General features: G+C 53.8%; 18 protein-coding genes, 1 other RNA gene and 2 pseudogenes. 8 read left to right on the plus strand and 13 right to left on the minus strand.

The features are described 5' to 3' along the window. Positions 1-108: 108 nt before the first annotated feature. The 4 genes from dolP to FHC52_RS20895 are packed head-to-tail and all read right to left on the minus strand — an operon-like array spanning position 109 to position 3833. Positions 109-684 carry a division/outer membrane stress-associated lipid-binding lipoprotein gene (gene dolP / locus FHC52_RS20880; RefSeq protein WP_008501489.1) on the minus strand — a complete coding sequence of 192 codons (576 nt, stop codon included), beginning with the start codon at positions 682-684 and terminating at the stop codon, positions 109-111. Between the two features lie 9 nt (positions 685-693). Further along, the gene (diaA, locus tag FHC52_RS20885) at positions 694-1284 is read right to left on the minus strand and encodes a DnaA initiator-associating protein DiaA (protein ID WP_003861754.1); all 591 of its coding nucleotides are present in this window, start codon (positions 1282-1284) and stop codon (positions 694-696) included. 21 nt (positions 1285-1305) lie between these two features. After that, positions 1306-1701 (minus strand): YraN family protein, encoded by a 396-nt coding sequence (locus FHC52_RS20890; RefSeq protein WP_023616281.1) that lies wholly within the window; start codon positions 1699-1701, stop codon positions 1306-1308. Next, complete coding sequence (locus tag FHC52_RS20895; protein ID WP_126289581.1) at positions 1659-3833, minus strand: penicillin-binding protein activator; 2175 nt, start codon at positions 3831-3833, stop codon at positions 1659-1661. Before FHC52_RS20895 ends, FHC52_RS20890 begins: the two co-directional genes overlap by 43 nt. 62 nt (positions 3834-3895) lie before the next feature. Between FHC52_RS20895 and rsmI the strand changes: the two genes are divergently transcribed. Then, positions 3896-4759, plus strand: coding sequence for a 16S rRNA (cytidine(1402)-2'-O)-methyltransferase (gene rsmI / locus FHC52_RS20900; RefSeq protein WP_023294650.1), 864 nt, complete (start codon positions 3896-3898; stop codon positions 4757-4759). A gap of 62 nt (positions 4760-4821) precedes the next feature. Here the strand turns inward: rsmI and FHC52_RS20905 are convergent, their stop codons facing one another. From FHC52_RS20905 to garD, 8 genes are all read right to left on the minus strand, one after another. Then, positions 4822-5595 (minus strand): DeoR/GlpR family DNA-binding transcription regulator, encoded by a 774-nt coding sequence (locus FHC52_RS20905; RefSeq protein WP_032653585.1) that lies wholly within the window; start codon positions 5593-5595, stop codon positions 4822-4824. Positions 5596-5705: 110 nt separating this feature from the next. Continuing rightward, the gene (gatD, locus tag FHC52_RS20910) at positions 5706-6749 is read right to left on the minus strand and encodes a galactitol-1-phosphate 5-dehydrogenase (RefSeq protein WP_032653582.1); all 1044 of its coding nucleotides are present in this window, start codon (positions 6747-6749) and stop codon (positions 5706-5708) included. A 40-nt stretch (positions 6750-6789) separates the two neighbouring features. Further along, a complete protein-coding gene (locus tag FHC52_RS20915) occupies positions 6790-8163 on the minus strand; it encodes a galactitol-specific PTS transporter subunit IIC (RefSeq protein ID WP_032653579.1) in 1374 nt (457 codons plus the stop codon). Between the two features lie 4 nt (positions 8164-8167). Further along, positions 8168-8452 carry a PTS galactitol transporter subunit IIB gene (gene gatB / locus FHC52_RS20920; protein ID WP_021242240.1) on the minus strand — a complete coding sequence of 95 codons (285 nt, stop codon included), beginning with the start codon at positions 8450-8452 and terminating at the stop codon, positions 8168-8170. Positions 8453-8480: 28 nt separating this feature from the next. Then, positions 8481-8948 carry a PTS galactitol transporter subunit IIA gene (gene gatA, locus FHC52_RS20925; protein WP_032653576.1) on the minus strand — a complete coding sequence of 156 codons (468 nt, stop codon included), beginning with the start codon at positions 8946-8948 and terminating at the stop codon, positions 8481-8483. Positions 8949-8961: 13 nt separating this feature from the next. Further along, entirely contained in the window at positions 8962-10233 is a 1272-nt protein-coding gene (gene gatZ / locus FHC52_RS20930) for a tagatose-bisphosphate aldolase subunit GatZ (RefSeq protein ID WP_021242238.1), read from the minus strand. 34 nt (positions 10234-10267) lie between these two features. Then, positions 10268-11122: a tagatose bisphosphate family class II aldolase gene (locus FHC52_RS20935; RefSeq protein ID WP_032675539.1), complete on the minus strand. Its 855-nt coding sequence runs from the start codon at positions 11120-11122 to the stop codon at positions 10268-10270. Positions 11123-11298: 176 nt separating this feature from the next. Further along, positions 11299-12870, minus strand: a complete 1572-nt coding sequence (garD, locus tag FHC52_RS20940; RefSeq protein WP_220420245.1) for a galactarate dehydratase — start codon at positions 12868-12870, stop codon at positions 11299-11301. A gap of 373 nt (positions 12871-13243) precedes the next feature. Between garD and garL the strand changes: the two genes are divergently transcribed. From garL to FHC52_RS20970, 7 genes and pseudogenes are all read left to right on the plus strand, one after another. Further along, positions 13244-14014, plus strand: a complete 771-nt coding sequence (gene garL / locus FHC52_RS20945; protein ID WP_032653567.1) for a 2-dehydro-3-deoxyglucarate aldolase — start codon at positions 13244-13246, stop codon at positions 14012-14014. Between the two features lie 21 nt (positions 14015-14035). After that, on the plus strand, positions 14036-14926 hold the full coding sequence (gene garR / locus FHC52_RS20950) for a 2-hydroxy-3-oxopropionate reductase (protein WP_008501502.1): 891 nt from the start codon (positions 14036-14038) through the stop codon (positions 14924-14926). 59 nt (positions 14927-14985) lie between these two features. Continuing rightward, an RNA gene (gene rnpB / locus FHC52_RS20955) (RNase P RNA component class A) lies at positions 14986-15362 on the plus strand. 372 nt (positions 15363-15734) lie between these two features. Further along, positions 15735-16016 (plus strand): annotated as a pseudogene (locus tag FHC52_RS22845) (pentapeptide repeat-containing protein); the annotation flags it as partial. A gap of 24 nt (positions 16017-16040) precedes the next feature. Next, positions 16041-16928 carry a colanic acid biosynthesis glycosyltransferase WcaA gene (gene wcaA, locus FHC52_RS20960; RefSeq protein WP_227009871.1) on the plus strand — a complete coding sequence of 296 codons (888 nt, stop codon included), beginning with the start codon at positions 16041-16043 and terminating at the stop codon, positions 16926-16928. A gap of 754 nt (positions 16929-17682) precedes the next feature. Next, entirely contained in the window at positions 17683-18603 is a 921-nt protein-coding gene (gene tdcA, locus FHC52_RS20965) for a transcriptional regulator TdcA (RefSeq protein ID WP_008501504.1), read from the plus strand. Between the two features lie 100 nt (positions 18604-18703). Continuing rightward, positions 18704-19258 (plus strand): annotated as a pseudogene (locus FHC52_RS20970) (pyridoxal-phosphate dependent enzyme); the annotation flags it as partial. Positions 19259-19272: 14 nt separating this feature from the next. On the opposite strand, the gene FHC52_RS20975 reads toward FHC52_RS20970, so the two are convergent. Further along, positions 19273-19371 (minus strand): IS1 family transposase (locus FHC52_RS20975; protein ID WP_000641146.1); only part of this gene is annotated, 99 nt, incomplete at its 5' end.

Genomic DNA, 19371 nt, shown 5'->3' on the forward strand with positions numbered 1-19371 from the left:
ACAAACGCACGAACAGCAGATGGAATTGCTAGAGTAGAAACAGGAAGGAAACAATAGCCCCCCTTACAGGGGGCATTCTAGAAAGCCACCTTCTAAGAAGGTGGTCTTTTACTTAATGTAAGTAAACGCGGTGGTGACGTGCTTCACGCCGCTCACCCGGCTGGCGATATCGGCCGCCGCTTTCCCTTCACGTTCGGTCACCAGACCCAGCAGGAACACTTCACCGTTTTCCGTTGTCACCTTCACGTTGGAAGATTTCACCTGGTCCGAGCCCAGCAGCTGGGAACGTACTTTGGTGGTGATCCAGGTATCGGAAGAGGCATCACCCAGGCCAATTGGCTTGCCCTGACGCACTTCGTTAAACACCTCTGTGGTCCCTTCAACGCCCATCGCAATCTGTTTCGCACGCGAGGCGAGCTCCATATTCGGCGCCTGGCCTGCCAGCAGCACTTTGCCCTGATAAGCCGTCACGTTGATACGCGCCTCTTTCTTGATCTGTTCGTCTTTCGACAGCGCACTGTTGACGCGCAGCTCCAGCGTACCGTCATCCACCTGTGTTCCCACAGTGCGCGGATCGGTTGCCGCTTTGGTGCCTACTGCGGCGGTACCCACAACGGCCGCAGCGATACATCCCTGAAGCAGTAATGCAGACATAAGGACTGCGAGGGTCGATAAAGCCTTCATAAGAACTCCTTAATCATCCTGGTGAGGGAAAAGCGTGTTATCGATCAAGTCACATAAGCAGTTCACCGTGAGCATATGCATCTCCTGTATGCGTGCGCTCCGGTGAGACGGAATGCGGATTTCCACATCCTGCGGCCCAAGCAGACCCGCCAGCTCACCCCCGTCATAGCCGGTTAAGGCCACGATAGTCATGTCGCGGGTGACGGCGGCTTCAACGGCTTTGACAATATCCCGGCTGTTGCCGCGCGTGGAGATAGCCAGCAGCACATCTCCGGCATGACCCAGGGCTCGCACCTGCTTTGCGTAAATTTCGTCATGCAGACGATCGTTAGCAATCGCCGTTAAGACCACATTATCGGTATTAAGTGCAATGGCAGGTAAACTGGGGCGTTCTGTTTCAAAACGATTGATCATGCTGGCAGCAAAATGCTGTGCGTTGGCGGCTGACGTGCCGTTGCCACAACAGAGGATTTTGTTGCCGTTTAGCAGGGATTGCACCAGCGTCATTGCGGCACGCGAGATAGCATCCGGAAGGGCTTCCGCCGCGGCAATCTGAGTCTGGATGCTTTCTGTGAAGCACACTTTAATTCTTTCGAGCACGTTATCCCTTTTAAATCTCAATTATGCGTCTTCGCCAAAAGCGTTTTTAAGCCATTCGATCTCATTTCCGGTGAAGGCTATCACATCGAACCGGCAATCCACAGTATCAAAACTCCCATTATGGCGGGCAAGCCACAAGTGGGCAGTCTGTAATAATTTATGTTGTTTGGCGAGCGTCACGCTGGCGGCAGCACCGCCAAAACGGGAGGACTGTCGAAAGCGCACTTCTACAAACACGGTGACCTGACCATCTTTCATGATCAGGTCGATTTCGCCACCACGTCCACGGACGTTGGCGGCGATAAAACGCAGTCCTTTGCCTTCAAGCCAGCGACGCGCCTTTAACTCCCACGCATCGCCGGTTTGTTTGCGGCTTAACTGGCCGGGACGATCTGCCCCTGCTGGTATTTGAGCCATGATAACTTCCTGTTAATCACACAATCCTGGGTCGCGGTCAGATCGCCGGTGTTGCCGTTAAGCTCGAAGCCCGGCACCTGACGCATCTGGGTAAAGTGGTTCGCCAGCGCCCACGCATCAACCCCCATCGCATACAGACGCGCCAGAGAGTAATCGTTACGCACCGCGCTCAGCGCCTGCTGCATCAGGGATGGATTGCTGCCAGCCAGCATCGGGATTTCGCTGTACTGCAGACCGTCCATTTCCAGACGGAAATCCGGGCCTGCGGTGCCCTGTGCGCTGCGGGAGCTGGCGTAGAGCGTTGCGCCGCTCTGGCTGCCATTACGCATTGCAATCATCGGTTTGATAAAGGCGATCTCCTGCGGTGTGGCAACGATATAGGCCGCATCCACTTTACCGCCACCGCTAATCTGCGCGTCGGTTGGCGGTGCAGGGATCGTCAGGCCGCCAATCGTCACGCCCTGCTGCTGTGGCAGGCTCGCGGTGACCGGGCTACCGTTAAGCGCGATACCCGCCCCGCCGTTGACGCCCGCGCGCAGTTCAGAGACGGAACCGAATTTCTGCTGCAGTACCACGCCGCCGCCCAGCTTCTGCCACTCATCGGCAAAGGCATTGGCCACGCGATCGCCCAGCGCGCTGCGTGGGATGAGCAACAGCGGCGCCTGCTTACCCTGCTCGTGAATATGACGCGCCGCATCGCGGGCTTCATCTTCCGGAGAGAGCGCGAAGTAGCAGATATTGGCCCGGTTCTGAACCTGCTCTGGCTGGTTGAGCGCCAGCACGTTCAGCGTGGTATTGCTCTTCATCAGCTCTTCCACGTTGTTTTTCAGCAGCGGACCGACAACGATGCTCGCGCCATCCTGTTGAACCTGCGCCAGAACCTGGTCCAGCGGCTGCGAACTGGTATCGTAGATTTTCAATTCAGCGCCCGGGTTGGCGCTGGTGGTTGCCACGGACTGCGGCTGCGCGGCAGGTTGAGCAGTCGGCTGTGCAGGCGGCTGTTGAGGCTGTTCTGCTGTTGTGGCAGGCGCTGGAGCAGCGGCTGGAGCCGCTTGCGTCTCGGCCGGAGCCTGGGTCGCAGGTGCTGTAGTAGACGGTGCCGCTGTCGCTGGCGGTGTCGTCGGGGCCGTCACCGGGTTTTGCATCGTGCCCTGCGCTGGCGCTTGCGCCGTGGTCAGGTCGCTGGTCTCTGCGGCGGATGGGCTGACAACATCATTCACGTTAGCCGCCTGGGCCGCCTGTGCGGGAACGGCACTGCCGGTGACCGACGTCGTGCCGTTTTTCGCCGCTTCAAAGCCCTGCTGAATGGTGCGTCCAAATACCGCCGCCTGGCCGTTGAGTGGCAGAAGGAGGGCGATTTTGCTGGTCGAGGCAGGCTTAAAGTTCTGCACGTTCACCAGCTGGGTTGGCAGCATTTTCGCGCCCGGGTTTTGCGGGTAGCGCGTCTGCCAGTCCGTAATGCCGGCTTTTAACATCTTAGGATCGCTGCGGTTGTTAAACCACATCTGCTGTAGATCCAGCCAGCCCTGCAGGACGTTTTCATCGGCGTTGATGACCAGCGCCTGCGCCTGTTCCTGCGTCATCGACGCCAGCGCTTGCCAGGTGGCATCAATATTTTTCTGCTTATCAGCACCGCCAAGCAGCGGCTCTTGCGCGACGAGCGCGCGGAGCAATGTCAGGGAAGGGCGTCCCTGCTCAGCGGTAATACCCGCCTGCCAGAAGCGCGCCTGCTGGTTTTTATCCAGCGCGCTTACGTCGATATCACCGAGGATCTTCTTCGCCGCGGCGTAATCTTTCAGCGCGACTTTCAGCTCGGCAGAGAGCAGGCTCTGCTCGCGACGCTGTGCGTCGTTAAGATCTTTTGGCAACTGGTTAAACAGTTCGGCTGCCCGCTGGGTTTTACCCTCTTTCAGCAGTGCACGAATGGCGAGTAATTGCCAGTTGGTCTTGGTATCATTTGAACTCTGCGACATTTGTTGCAGATAAAAGCCAGAATCAGCCTGAGCAGAACCCTGGAGATGGGCGGTGCTCTGGTCAGGTGCCTGGGTGCCACAGCCTGCAAAGATCAGGGCTGCCAGCAGAAGCGGCACGCTGCGCGTGGCTTTTTTTCGAAGAAACGTTAACGGTACCATACTGTATCCAGTGATTTTTTTTACGCAATGCTCAATATTAAATCGGCAATACGGACGAAACAATGAAACAACACGAAACGGCAGATAATTCTCAAGGCCAGCTTTATATTGTACCTACTCCTATCGGGAATTTGTCTGATATTACCCAACGTGCGCTCACCGTACTGCAAGCTGTTGATTTAATTGCTGCTGAAGACACCCGCCATACCGGCCTGCTGCTGCAACATTTCGCGATTAACGCCCGTTTGTTTGCGCTGCACGATCACAATGAGCAACAAAAAGCCGAAACGCTGGTGGCGAAGCTGAAAGAGGGGCAAAACATTGCCCTGGTCTCCGATGCCGGTACGCCGCTGATCAACGATCCGGGCTATCACCTGGTGCGTACCTGTCGCGAAGCCGGTATTCGCGTTGTGCCCCTGCCGGGACCGTGCGCCGCGATTGCGGCGTTAAGCGCCGCAGGTCTGCCGTCTGACCGTTTCTGCTATGAAGGCTTTCTGCCTGCTAAATCCAAAGGCCGCCGCGACGTCTTAAAAGAGCTGGAAGCGGAACCGCGCACCCTGATTTTCTACGAATCCACGCACCGCCTGCTGGAGAGCCTGGAAGATATGGTGACCGTCTGGGGGGAAGGCCGCTACGTGGTGCTGGCGCGCGAGCTGACCAAAACCTGGGAAACCATCCACGGCGCACCGGTGGGCGAGCTGCTGGCGTGGGTGAAGGAAGACGAAAACCGCCGCAAGGGTGAAATGGTGCTGATTGTCGAAGGGCACAAGGCGGAAGAAGACGCCCTTCCTGCCGACGCGCTGCGCACGCTAGCGTTGCTGCAGTCGGAACTGCCGCTGAAGAAAGCCGCTGCGCTGGCGGCAGAAATTCACGGCGTGAAGAAAAATGCGTTGTATAAGTATGCGCTGGAGCAGCAGGGGGAGTAAGGCATCCCCGCCAGTTTTGCCGGGTGGCGGCTACGCCTTACCCGGCCTACAAAGCGACTTCTCTATACCGTAATGACCTCCGTGCCCGCTTTGCTCAGCAGTTCTTTATCCTGCTTTCCGATCCCTTCATCCGTAATGACACAGTCTATTTTTTCCATCGGCAGTACCTGGTTGAAGCCACGACGATTGAATTTGCTGGCGTCCAGGACGGCAATCACCTTATGCGCGGCCGCCGCCATCACGCTGCTAATCGAATAACCTTCATTGAAGGTGGTGATGCCATTTGTGGCGTCGATACCGTCAGCCCCGACAAACATCAGATCAGCGCTAATGCCTGCAAGCGAACGCTCTGCAATGGTGCCATGCATCGAATGCGTTTTATGGCGCACCGTGCCGCCACAAACCACCAGCGTAATATCTTTGTTTTCCGAAAGGGCAAACGCGGCGGGCAGGCTGTTGGTAATGACGGTGATATTGGCTCGTTTGGTCAGCGCTTCGGCGATGAGCATGGTGGTGCTTCCGCTGTCCAGAATGATCGTCATTCCCTCTTCAATCATGGCCGCGGCAGCCTGTGCGATGCGCTTCTTCGGGTCGCTCGCAAGTTGATAACGGTCTTCCAGCACCACTTCCTGATTTTCGCTTTCTGCCAGGTTGCTGCCGGGCCTTGCGGCGCCACCGTGAAAACGCGTGACCAATCCCTTTTCTTCCAGCAGACGCAGATCTGTTCGAATCGTCACTTCTGAAATGCCAAACATATTCGACAGATCCAGCACCATGACACTGCCCTGAGCGTTGACGAGGTCAACGATTTTATTGCGTCGCTCAAATGAGTTCATATTGAATTGCCTGATAATTAACTGCCTCTATTCTAATCGAAGGTATGCGAAAGGTGTACGGTAATATTCGAAAGTAAATGTGAGCCAGCTCAGGTTGCTGGCTCGAAGCACTACGCAAAGCGCAGCATAATTTTGCCCTGCATAGGCGCACCGTTTAGTCCTTGCACGGCCTGAGCAAAGCTGTCGCTATCGCCGATATGAGCAATAAGGGGCTTTAGCTGCAGTTTTTTCTCTGTGAGCAGACGGGCTGCGGCTTTCCATTCTTCACCCGGCCACGGGGCCGAATAATTCATCCAGCTTCCCAGAAGCGTCAACTCCTTACGCAGTATCTTGCCAAATGTCGCCGCAGGTAAGTTCAGGTCATGATGCAGCGTACCCACCAGCGCGACCTGGGCCCGCGGCCCGGCGATATCAATGGCGAGCGTAACGGTTTGCGGTGTGCCAGCAGTCTCAAGAACCAACTGATCAAACGGGTTGTCGCTCAACGCGTTAAGGATGTCGTCTGCGGCCAGAGCGCGGCTATTAAACACCTGAGTTGCCCCCAGCGTTGTTGCCAGCGCGAGCTTATCGTCATTGATATCGATCGCGATAACGCTGTTGGCGCCCAATGCCAGTGCACACTGCATCGCCAGCAGGCCGATAGTGCCTGCGCCGACAATGATGACGTTCTTACCCTCGCAGCCGGAAGCAAGATGAAACGCGTGTAGCCCTACGGTTATGGGCTCAATAAATGCACCATCTTCAATTGCCATCTCTGCAGGAAGGCGGAACAGGTTTGCTCGCTTCACCACGATATATTCCGCGTTGCCGCCTTCGCTGCGAGATCCGACAAACTGATACTGCTTGCAGAGTGAGAAGTAGCCTTTTTCACACGCCGGACAGGAAAAGCAGGGCAGTAATGGCACGCAGGCAACCGGATCGCCTGCCTTGAGATCGTGTACTTCGGTACCACAGGCTTCGACATGACCGCTAAATTCATGTCCGAGGGTGATGGGATAATAATGTGCCCCTCCGGCAAAAATTCGCGGAATATCGGAGCCACATAATCCTGAGCAGGCAATACGCACCCGCACATCATCCGCAGCCTGAATGTGAGGGATTGGACGTTCTTCAACGCGCACGTTGCCCTCAGCGTGAATTACCACTGATTTCATATTCACTCCAGAAAAAGAGGGGAGCATTGCTCCCCGGATATCAAGACACCGTCTGGCTTTGCGGGGCAGCGGCGTTCTTTTCTGCCGCGGTAAACACGCGGGCACGTCGCCAGGTAAGCAGGATGCCGGTGACGTAAATGGCACCAATCACGATGAACCCCACCACGTTTTGCCAGGTGAACAACTGGATGAGCAGCCAGGTGACGGGTGAACCGCCCTGATCCATGGAGGCCACCAGCCCGCCCGCTTTCAACGCGCCAGCATTTTGCGCAAGCTGGGTGTGCAGGCCGATGGTCTGGGTCGCAATCCACAGCGTAATGCCCATGATGATGACGCCAGAGATAAGCGTGCGGAACAGGTTGCCCTGATGCACCGCGACCGCCATCGCCACAAAAAAGCCGATAGTGGCAAGGTCACCGAACGGCAACACCTGGTTTCCCGGCACCAGAACAGCAATCAGGATAGTGAGCGGTATGAAAATCAGGCTGGCGGAGACGACGGACGTATGGCCCAGCAGCAGCGCCGGATCGAGACCGATTAAGAACTCCTGCCCACCAAACTTTGCCTGCAGACGTTTACGGGCATGTTTAGCAATCGGCGTCAGGCCGTCCATGATCGGTTTGATAACGCGCGGCATCAGCAGCATCACGGCGGCGGTTTTCACGGCCAGCTGGAGAACGGATTTGGTGTCGTAGCCTGCCAGCATGCCAATGGCCAGTCCCATCACAAACCCAACCGTGACCGGTTCGCCAAACGGGCCAAAGCGTTTTTGCACGTCGTCAGCGCTAAAATGAATACGCTTCAGGCCTGGGATTTTATCGATAATCGTATCGACCAGAACGGCGATTGGGCCGAGGTAAGCTGACGAGCCGTGAGGGATGGCGATCCCTTCCAGACCGAAGAAGTCCCGCGTGTCTTTGGCAAACCAGTCCCCTAGCTTGTAAACAAACGCGGCGTGCACCACAACGCCCAGGATCCCCAGCCAGTAAGAGCCGGTTGCCAGGTGCAGCATCGCACCGGTGAAGGTCATGTGCCAGATGTTCCAGATATCGACGTTCACTACCCGCGTCATCCGCGTCACTAGCATGACAACGTTGACGCCAATGGCAACAGGGATAGCGATAAGTGCAATCTGTGATGCCCAGGTCATTGGGGATGAACCTGGCCAGCCGACATCCACCACGTGCAGGTTAATCTGGAACTGCTCAGCCATCGCTTTGGCCGCCGGGCCGATGGAGTCAAGCATCAGGCCAATAACCAGACCGATCCCGACGAAGCCAATGCCGATATGTAGGCCGGATTTAAAGCAATCGCCCAGCTTCATCCCCAACAGCTTAGAGAAGATGATGATGACGATTGGCAGCATTACGGTTGGCCCCAGATCGAGGATGTACCGCATGATTTCGGTAAACATGATCTTACCCCTCGAGGATGGTCAGAATTTTTTGCTGCAGGGCTTCGATGCCGACGCCGGATACAAACGGCATGCCATGCACCACCGGGATATCGCCAAAGGCTCTGTCAACTTTCGCCGTGGTACAAATCAGGTCTGCACCGTCCATATAGGTTTCGATTTCAGTCACCCTGCACTGGACCAGATCCAGCTCAATGTGGTGGGCTTCACACAGTTCTTTGATCTCTTCTGCTGCCATAGTTGAGGTGGCGACAGCACCGCCACAGGCAACAATAACTTTGCGTTTCATAGGGTACTCCTTTCTTATTATCAGTATGTTATGAAGCCCGGGCACAGGCGACAGGCTCAAGGATCGTCTCCCGTAAACGATCGGCCAGGCGCTCTGCGGGCGCAGCCAGCAGCATGTCCAGCACGTCCGGGTTTTGTAGCTCACTGAAAAGGCGGCGCAGCAATTTCATTTGCGCCGCAGGGTTTTCAACGATTAACGCGATGATGAGTGAGACGGCGACCTCGCCATCATCATCGGCCTGCTGAAAATGCACCGGTTTGTCCGGACGAATCAGGTAAATCGCGGGGCGTTTCGCATGTACGGCTTCGCAGTGCGGAATAGCGACCGCATGGCGTTCAAGGGCAATGCCGGTGGGGTAGTTCATCTCCCTTTCCAGAAGGGCGGCAGGGTAGGTGGCGTGTACAACACCGTTAGCCAGCATCTCCTCGCCAATATGCGCCAGCGCCTGCTGGCAGGTTTCAAACTCAATTCCGGTACGGACAAAAACGTGACTCATACACTCTCCGGCATTAGAGGGGTTCAGGGGTGCAGCCAAATCGATAGGCGCGTAATACATCCTGTATTTTGTCGATGATGAGATTTTGCGGTGTTGCGGCGATCTCATTCATCGACAATCGTTCGAACTGGACGGGCATAAACTGGCTAATCAGCCCCAGAGGCAAGGAGGTTGTGCTCAGATTAGCGATCAACTTCTCAACGCTCTGGCGAATGCGCGGGTGCGGCCAGTAGTAGCGAATGCGATCGGACAGGCTAAAGTGAATATCCACCATTGCCTGGCTCCAGGTGGGGCGGTAGTACTTCTTCCAGTAATCCGGCTCGTTCAGCATGACTTCGTCGATCACATCAAGCGCATGGCTGCGTTGCTCAGGGGCGATGAGGGCCTTCTCCATTTGTGCAAGGGCAAAAATGGCTTCTCGCAGGGCAAAGGTAAGCGCCGGGCCGACTTTCAGGATCGCGAAGTGATCGCGAACCAAAGCACGATAGGCCTGACGTGTCTGGTAGTCGGTGGAGTGCGCCTCATAGACCATGGGGGTCTGGCGGATCCAGCCGGAAAGCGCCTCTGCTGCGTGCGGTTGGTAGTGAATAATTTGCGTATGGTCGAATTCCACGCCGGGTTGTACGACTATCGCAATCACGCGCGTCATAGCCTCGTCCAGACCGAGCGCGGCAAAGGCCTCACGATGCGTTTCCAGCGTCTGCGCGGCATCTTCCACGCGGGTAACATGAACGCTGTTAATACTGCTGGCTTCACCGCCGGGAACGGGAACCTCAGTACCAATCACATAGGTTAGCGCCGCTTTTTGTTCTTCAGTGGCCGTCTCTTCTGCCGCTTTGCACAGTCGGGCAGCACGTTGTGCCACCACCCCTGGCGGGAGTGGGACAGGATCGTCGGCGCAGGACATGGAGGCGTCCAGGTGGATCTTGCTAAACCCCGCCGCGATATAGGCTTTGATCAATGCGATGGATTTCTCCATCGCCGCGTCAGCCGGTTCATTTTGCCAGCAGTTTGGCCCCAGATGATCGCCACCCAGGATCAAACGTTCATGCGGAAAGCCCACTTCTTTAGCGATCTTCAGAACAAAATCACGGAAATCAGCGGGTTTCATACCGGTGTAACCGCCGAACTGGTTCACCTGATTTGAGGTAGCTTCAATCAGTACCTTGTTGTCGGTATGCAAATCGAACCGCAATGCGGCTTCGATAACCAGCGGGTGCGCTGAGCAAACAGAGCAAATACCGAGATCTTCTCCCGCTTTATGGCGGGTAATAATATCTTTCACGTTTCCTCCTGGTCAGGACTTCAGGCTTTCGTATTTAGAGCTTTCCTTCACAACCACAATCGTTAATAACTTTACGTACCACCTCTTTCATGGCGCGTTTGGCGGGCACCATGTAATGACGCGGGTCACTGGTTTCGGGATGTGAAGCGAGATAGGTTTTCAGGGCATTCGAGAAGGCGATTTTGAGTTCTGTGGCAACGTTGACCTTGCAGATACCGAGGCGAATGGCCTGAAGGATATCGGCCGTAGATAAACCGGAAGCGCCGTGCAGCACCAGCGGGATATCGACCTGATTGCGGATCTCTGCCAGACGTTCAAAATCAAGTTTCGGCGTGGCAGTGTAGAGGCCGTGCGCGGTACCGATGGCGACGGCCAATGAGTCGATACCCGTTAATTCAACAAACTCGCGTGCCTGTTGCGGGTTGGTGTAAAGCGCATCTTTGCTGTCGACCACAAGGTCATCTTCCTGCCCGCCAAGACGGCCAAGTTCAGCCTCCACGCTCACATCGTAACGGTGGCAGTAGTCTGTCACTTTCTTCACCAGGGCGACGTTTTCAGTGAACGGATGATGAGATCCGTCGATCATCGCCGAGCGGATCCCGCTCTGGACTTTCTGCGCGATATCGTCGAAATCTTCGTGATGATCGAGGTGGATCGCCAGCGGTTGGTTGTACGTTTTGGCCAGATCGCTGGCGATGGCGACCACGTTACCGGTTCCTGCATAGCTGAATGTGCCGGGCGTACCCGCCACGATCAGCGGAGATCGCATCTCAGAGGCCGTTTCAACGACCACCTGCAGCGTTTCGAGATTATGAATATTGAATGCCGGTACGGCGTAACCTTCGCGCTGTGCTTTTAGCAGCATCGCTTTCGACGAGATGATGAACATCTTTCCTCCGAAACCTTTCGTTTTATTTATGCGAAAGACAATATAGGGTTTCGGAATGTTATTTTGTGATTGATATCTTAAAAATGAAAGAATCGAAATGAAAGGTAAGGATGCGAAAGAAATGAAAGCAAAAAAAAGCATGGCCGAAGCCATGCTAAGCGAGGTTTACAGCAAACTCACGTCACCGGTGCCGGGTTAAACACCGCCAGCTGATTATGCAATCCCCATTGGTCCGAGAAGGTTTTCTTTCGCCCGCTGGCGACATCCAGAATGAAGTGGAACAGCTTCCAGCCCACGTCCTCAATGCTCTCTTCTCCGGTGGCGATGGTGCCCGCGTTAATATCCATTAAGTCATACCAGCGGTTTGCCAGCTCGGTGCGGGTCGCCATCTTGATCACCGGCACCGCCATCAGGCCGTACGGCGTGCCGCGCCCGGTGGTAAAGACCTGTACCGTAATGCCGGATGCCACCTGCTGCGTGCCGCACACAAAATCGCTGGCCGGCGTTGCGGCGTAGATAAGGCCGCGTTTCGTCGGGCGCTGGCCCGGAGAGAGCACTTCTGCAATGGCGCTCTGCCCGGATTTGGCAATAGAGCCGAGGGCTTTTTCCACCACGTTTGCCAGGCCGCCTTTCTTGTTGCCCGGAGACGGGTTGGCGCTGCGGTCGGTTTTGCCCATATCGAGATAGTTATCGTACCAGGCCATCTCCTCAAGCAGTCGCTTGCCGACCTCTTTATTAACGGCGCGCGGCGTCAGCAGATGGATGGCGTCACGCACTTCAGTCACCTCGGAGAACATCACCGTGGCGCCGCAGCGTACAAGCAGATCGGATGCAAAGCCCACCGCCGGGTTGGCCGTCACGCCGGAGAAGGCATCGCTGCCGCCGCACTGGGTGCCCACAACCAGCTCAGAGGCCGGGCACGTTTCGCGCTGGCGGCGGTTGAGCTTGTCCAGATGGCGTTCTGCTACCTGCAAAATATCGTCGACCATTGAGCGGAAACCGACGTGGCGTTCGTCCTGCAGGCGCACGATGCTGACCTCGTCTGCCGGGATGGCTTTGACATCCTCGGTCCCCTGCAGCAGGCGTTCTGGCTGCAATTTTTCACAGCCGAGGCCAATGACCATCACTTCGCCGCCAAAGTTGGGGTTCAGGGCGATATTGTGGATGGTGCGGATAGGCACCACGGCAGCGGGCGCGTTAATCGCCACGCCGCAGCCGTAGAGGTGGTTCAGGCCCACCACGCCGTCGACGTTCGGGTATTTTGGCAGCAGATCGCGTTCGATGATTTTCACCACGTAATCCATGACGCCCGCCACGCAGTGCACGCTGGTGGTAATGCCGAGCAGATTTTTGGTGCCGACGCTGCCGTCCGCATTGCGATACCCTTCAAAGGTATAGCCTTCCAGCGGGGGAAGCGGTTCCGGCACGCGGGTTGCTAGCGGAAGCGTGTTCAGCGGCGGCGCTTCTGGCAGCGCCACCAGCGACTCCTCCACCCAGCTTCCCTGCGGAATAGGACGGACGGCATAGCCGATGACTTCACCGTAACGCACAATTTCGCTTTCAGCAGGGATATCCACCAGGGCGACTTTATGTCCCTGCGGAACATGCTCAGTCAGTTCCAGCCCGTCCGGGAAGCGGGTTCCTGCTTTTAAGCCATTGTCGTTGACGATAATCGCCACGTTATCGGCGTCGTGCACTTTTATATAAAACGCCGTCGGCGGTGCCTGTCGAATTTCAATGTCGGCCATTGGTAAGTATTCTCCAGCAAAATTCTGATAATAGGTTCAGCCATTTTTCTGATGGTAGAAATAAATACGCGGCTTTCAGAAATAAAGCATGTCAGCAGATTCAATATCAAAATGTGATCCCGATCGCTCGCGAGCCCGTAATCCTTGATTCTGTGCATTAGCGCCCAGTGCTTTGTGCATATGCAAAAATTTTTATCAAAAAATAGCGTAATACCTGAGCATTAAAACAATGTGCGGTCGTGGATTGCATCTTATACTGAATGACGATTTTATTACGCCAGAATATGTCCGAATAATAAATATCATGCTGGCGCGGTGTCTGAATAAATAAAATGATGCTGAAAAAGGCTGCGGAATTAAAAAGGTAAATACGATGAATAACGCTATCTTCCCGAATAAATTTAAAGCGGCTCTCGCAGCGCACCAGATTCAGATTGGCTGCTGGTCCGCGCTGGCAAACCCTATCAGCACCGAAGTGCTGGGCCTGGCCGGTTTCGACTGGCTGGTGCTGGACGGCGAACATGCACCAAACGATATCAGCACGTTTATTCCGCAGCTGATGGCGCTGAAAGGCAGCAACAGTGCCCCGGTGGTGCGTGTCCCCACCAACGAACCGGTGATTATTAAGCGTCTGCTGGATATCGGCTTCTACAACTTCCTGATCCCGTTTGTGGAGACGGAAGAACAAGCGGCACTGGCCGTGGCGTCTACGCGCTACCCTCCCGAAGGGATCCGCGGCGTTTCCGTTTCGCATCGCGCCAACATGTTTGGCACCGTCCCGGACTATTTCGCGCAGTCCAACAGCAACATCACCATTCTGGTTCAGATCGAGAGCCAGCAGGGCGTCGATAACGTCGACGCGATTGCCGCCACCAACGGCGTGGACGGTATCTTCGTCGGCCCAAGCGATCTGGCTGCGGCCTTTGGCCATCTCGGTAACGCCAGCCACCCTGACGTGCAGCACGCGATCCAGCACATCTTTGCTCGCGCAAAAGCGCACGGCAAGCCGTGCGGCATTCTGGCGCCGGTAGAGGCTGATGCCCGCCGCTACCTGGAGTGGGGAGCCACCTTCGTTGCCGTCGGCAGCGACCTTGGCGTCTTTCGCTCTGCCACGCAGAAATTAGCGGACGCTTTTAAAAAATAACCATCATTGAGGAAACAGATTATGACGCTGAAAGTGGGTTTTATTGGCCTGGGGATCATGGGTAAACCAATGAGTAAGAACCTCATCAAAGCGGGTTACTCGCTGGTGGTCTCCGATCATAATCCACAGGCCGTGGCTGAGGTGATAGCGGCTGGCGCAGAAGCGGCCACCACCGCGAAAGCCATTGCCGAGCAGTGCGATGTCATCATCACCATGCTGCCAAACTCCCCGCACGTAAAAGAGGTTGCGCTGGGTGAAAACGGCATTATCGACGGCGCGAAACCGGGCCTGGTGCTGATCGATATGAGCTCTATCGCACCGCTCGCGAGCCGTGAAATCAGCGAGGCGCTAAAGGCAAAGGGCGTCGATATGCTGGATGCGCCTGTCAGCGGCGGTGAGCCGAAAGCGATCGACGGCACGCTGTCGGTGATGGTCGGCGGTGATAAAGCTATTTTCGATAAATTTTACGACCTGATGAAAGCCATGGCGGGCTCCGTGGTACACACCGGGGAGATCGGGGCGGGTAACGTGACCAAGCTGGCAAACCAGGTGATTGTGGCGCTCAACATTGCCGCCATGTCTGAAGCGCTGACGCTGGCGACCAAAGCGGGCGTCAATCCGGACCTGGTCTACCAGGCCATTCGCGGCGGTCTGGCGGGCAGCACCGTGCTGGATGCCAAAGCGCCCATGGTCATGGACCGCAATTTCAAACCCGGTTTCCGCATCGACCTGCATATCAAAGATCTGGCGAACGCGCTGGATACTTCCCACGGCGTGGGCGCACAGCTGCCGCTGACCGCAGCGGTCATGGAGATGATGCAGGCGCTTCGCGCCGATGGCCTGGGCACGGCCGATCACAGCGCAATTGCATGCTACTACGAAAAACTGGCGAAGGTGGAAGTGGCGCGTTAATCACGGCTTACCCACAGCCGAGGGTGACAGCGGCGCGCAAACCCTCTATACTGCGCGCCGAAGCTGACCAGACAGTCGCCGCTTCGTCGTCGTCCCTTTCGGGGGAGACGGGCGGAGGGGAGGAAAGTCCGGGCTCCATAGGGCAGGGTGCCAGGTAACGCCTGGGGGGGAAACCCACGACCAGTGCAACAGAGAGCAAACCGCCGATGGCCCGCGCAAGCGGGATCAGGTAAGGGTGAAAGGGTGCGGTAAGAGCGCACCGCGCGGCTGGTAACAGTCCGTGGCACGGTAAACTCCACCCGGAGCAAGGCCAAATAGGGGTTCACATGGTACGGCCCGTACTGAACCCGGGTAGGCTGCTTGAGCCAGTGAGCGATTGCTGGCCTAGATGAATGACTGTCCACGACAGAACCCGGCTTATCGGTCAGCTTCAACTTCTTCTAAAACAATACGTTGGTGTGTCTCAGGCTTTCCCTGGTGAAAATGTGACACAGACTGTGATACAAACGAGGCACACCAACGGCTGTTCCATCCCGACTATCCTGAAACCTTGCAACCGCGACAGCCTTCATTTCCGTCTGCCTTCAGTTTATATGTATGTCTCTGGATTGCGATTCATATTTATTTACTGACAATATTGGCTCTACAGGCCACCCTGGCTCACTACAATGTATGAGAAAAATAAATAAAACGTTAATAAATACAGTTTGTCCCTAATTAATTTCTGAAAATGAAGGGGGGCTATTGCTATAGAATGATAAGAACGCTTAACTCAATGCCTAATTTTCTCATCGGTATTCGGTTGAGCATGGACAGAAAAAACAAACTAAAAAAACTAATCCAATATCATAAAAATATACTTAAAAATCACCGATATCAGCCTGGTTTAGCTGGTGCAGATCTGAGGTTTATGGATCTCAGGGGGCTCTATTTACGCAATATTAATTTATCGGGATGCGATATTTCGTTTTGTGATCTTCGAGGAGCCGATTTCTCCTGTGCCAACCTTGCAGGCGCTAATCTTAGCTACTGTAAAACGGAAGGTACAATTTTTAGTCACGCTGATTGTACTTGCGTGGATTTTACTGGAAGTGATATCCATGATGTCAGGTTATTGACGGAACATGAACAAAATGAAAGTGACACGCCACTATCCCGACCACTCATCTCCATCTATATGCCAACCTGGAACCGCCAGGCATTGACGATCAGAGCCATACAATCGGTACTGAATCAAGACTATGTGAACTGGGAACTCATTATCATTGACGATTTCTCATCCTCATTTGACCAACTCTTGACGTATATCTCCGAGCTGAATGATCCACGAATTACCTATATCCGCAATGAATTTAACTCTGGCGCTTGTGCAGTCCGAAATCAGGCTATACGAATGGCCCGTGGTGACCTTATTACGGGTCTGGATGATGATGATGAATGGCTGCCGACACGCCTGTCCTCTTTTCTTACCTGGCAACATAAACTTCAGTTGCACAGTTTTCTGTACGCAAATGATTATCTCTGTGACGGTACCGGATATCATCATCCTGATGAATTACAGGTGTATCCGAAACCGGCTTATAAAAAAAGCCTGTTTGATAAACGGAATATTATAGGCAACCAAATGCTGACCTTAACCAGTAGAATGCAGCAGATCCTGTTCGACGACGCCTTGCCTGCTGCTCAGGATTATGATGCTTTTTATCGGCTTGCAGAAACCTTCGGTGAACCTTTCAAACTGGATGACATCACACAGGTGCTTTATGTCAATCACGGCGAAGCCCGCATTACCTGCTCAGGACGAAAGTTTTCAGGTTATCTACGTTTTTACCGGAAACACAAAGCCAAATTAGACGTATCGAGTAAAAAATATCAGCTCTTCACTCTATACTACATTCGCAACAAAAAGATGCGCCCGCAAACCCTGATGAAACTGATGACGCTACGCAATCTGAAACGCTATCTGATGATGTATACCCGCTTCCGGAACAAAAAGTTCTGATGCGTACAAACGACAAGAGTCGTTGTGGTGTCTGGAAATAGTAGTTTAATACGGCAATCATTGTGACGAGGGGCTGGATAAGTCGCCGGGAATTACCCCGGCGGACAACCACGACGAACGGGTAAGCGCAGCGCCACCCGGCACCACACAAACGACATCAATTCTCATATTTGCGACATTAAGCACATTTCACTGTTTTTCACTCGCCGGTTCCGCCTCGGCATCTGCAGACGATCGCCATCACAAAATTTAAATCTAAAAAACCGGCGATCTGTAGTATTGATAATTTGTTATGATTGTTAGCTTAATGTTCGTAAATCTTTTCTCGTTTGATGTGCGCTTATTGAAATCAAATACATTTCCTCCGTGAATATGTGACGTATTCCACCCTTTTCCTGAAATTTGAAAATTTACGTCGTAAAAAATGGCTTAAATGAAAGTATGTTTCAAACAAATGACGGTTATTTATTAGCCTTTAATTGCCTGAAATATCGTCTTTATTGTTTTTTTAAGAACGGTGAAATAAATCCGGGTTATCGCCATAAAATAAATTTATTAGCGCTATTTTTGTTGATCAATATCAGCGTCGTAGCGTATTTAATTGCCTTCAATGTATTGATTTATAAAGTTTTTGGTGGGTTTTTGAAGCGTGAGTTAAGGGGTGCTCAAAGCAAATTGTGAGTAACAGCACATACCCCTTTAAACATTATTGAGTAGAATTCACCCCGTCATAGGGAAATAAGCGCAGAATATTATGAACACTATTATTCTACCGAAAACACAGCACCTCGTGGTATTTCAGGAAGTCATTAAAAGTGGCTCCATAGGTTCTGCTGCAAGACAACTGGGCCTGACGCAACCCGCCGTCAGCAAAATCATCAGCGATATCGAATCTTACTTCGGTGTGGAAGTGATGGTACGTAAAAATACGGGCGTAAAACTGACGGCTGCAGGCCAGGTTCTGCTCTCGTACTCCGAGTCGATCACCCGTGAAATGAAAAACATGGTGAGCGAAATCAACAGTCTCAGTTTTAGCACCGTTATGGATGTCTCCTTTGGCTATCCGTCGCTGATTGGTTTTACCTTCCTGTCTGAGATGATCAAAAAATTCAAGGAAGTGTTCCCGAAAGCGCGCGTCTCAATGTATGAAGCTCAGCTCTCCTCTTTCCTCCCGGCCATTCGCGATGGTCGTCTGGATTTCGCTATCGGCACGCTGAGCGATGAAATGCTGCTGCAGGATCTGCACGTCGAACCGCTGTTTGAGTCTGAGTTTGTGCTGGTCGCCAGCAAAACGCGAACGTGCACCGGCCCGACGACACTGGCATCGCTTACGCACGAGCAGTGGGTGATGCCGCAAACCGATATGGGCTACTACAAAGAACTTCTGACCACTCTGCAAGACAACCACATCAGCATCGAAAACATCGTCCAGACCGATTCCGTCGTCACCATTTATAACCTTGTCCTGAATGCCGATTATCTGACGGTGATTCCCCGCGACATGATTGCCCCATTCGGTTCGGATCAATTTATTGTGCTGCCCGTGGAAGACGAATTACCCGTGGCGCGTTATGCTGCCGTGTGGTCTAAAAATTACAGGATTAAAAAATCGGCGTCAGTATTAGTTGAGCTGGCTAAACAATATTCGTCGATGAATATCGAAAGACGACGATGAGTAATAAGTTTTAATTTTAAAAATACCCAGAGCTTAACGTATTAACGCTCTGATACCCTGACTTTGCCTGAAAAGAATGAATTATTATAACGAGGATATTATGCATATTACCTACGATCTCCCGGTAACCATTGAAGATATTCAGGACGCCAGAAAACGACTGGCAGGCAAGATATATAAAACCGGTATGCCGCGCTCGAATTATCTCAGCGAACGGTGTAAGGGCGAAATATTCCTTAAGTTTGAGAACATGCAGCGTACCGGTTCGTTCAAAATTCGCGGCGCGTTTAATAAATTAAGCTCGCTGACCGATGCTGAAAAGCGCAAAGGCGTGGTCGCCTGCTCTGCGGGAAACCACGCGCAGGGAGTGTCGCTCTCCTGCGCCATGCTCGGCATCGACGGTAAAGTGGTGATGCCGATGGGCGCACCAAAATCTAAAGTGGCCGCAACCCGCGACTACTCGGCGGAAGTGGTGCTCCACGGTGAGAACTTCAACGACACCATCGCTAAAGTGAGCGAAATCGTCGAGATGGAAGGGCGCATTTTTATTCCGCCTTACGATGACGCCAAAGTGATCGCCGGGCAGGGCACCATCGGCCTCGAAATTCTCGAAGATTTATACGACGTGGATAACGTCATTGTCCCTATCGGCGGGGTAATGACTCCAACTTACTGATAGTGTTTTATGTTCAGATAATGCCCGATGACTTTGTCATGCAGCTCCACCGATTTTGAGAACGACAGTGACTTCCTGCCCAGCCTTGCCAG

It is taken from the genome of Enterobacter sp. EC_64 (assembly GCF_019584165.1).
GTDB classification, from domain to species: domain Bacteria; phylum Pseudomonadota; class Gammaproteobacteria; order Enterobacterales; family Enterobacteriaceae; genus Enterobacter; species Enterobacter roggenkampii.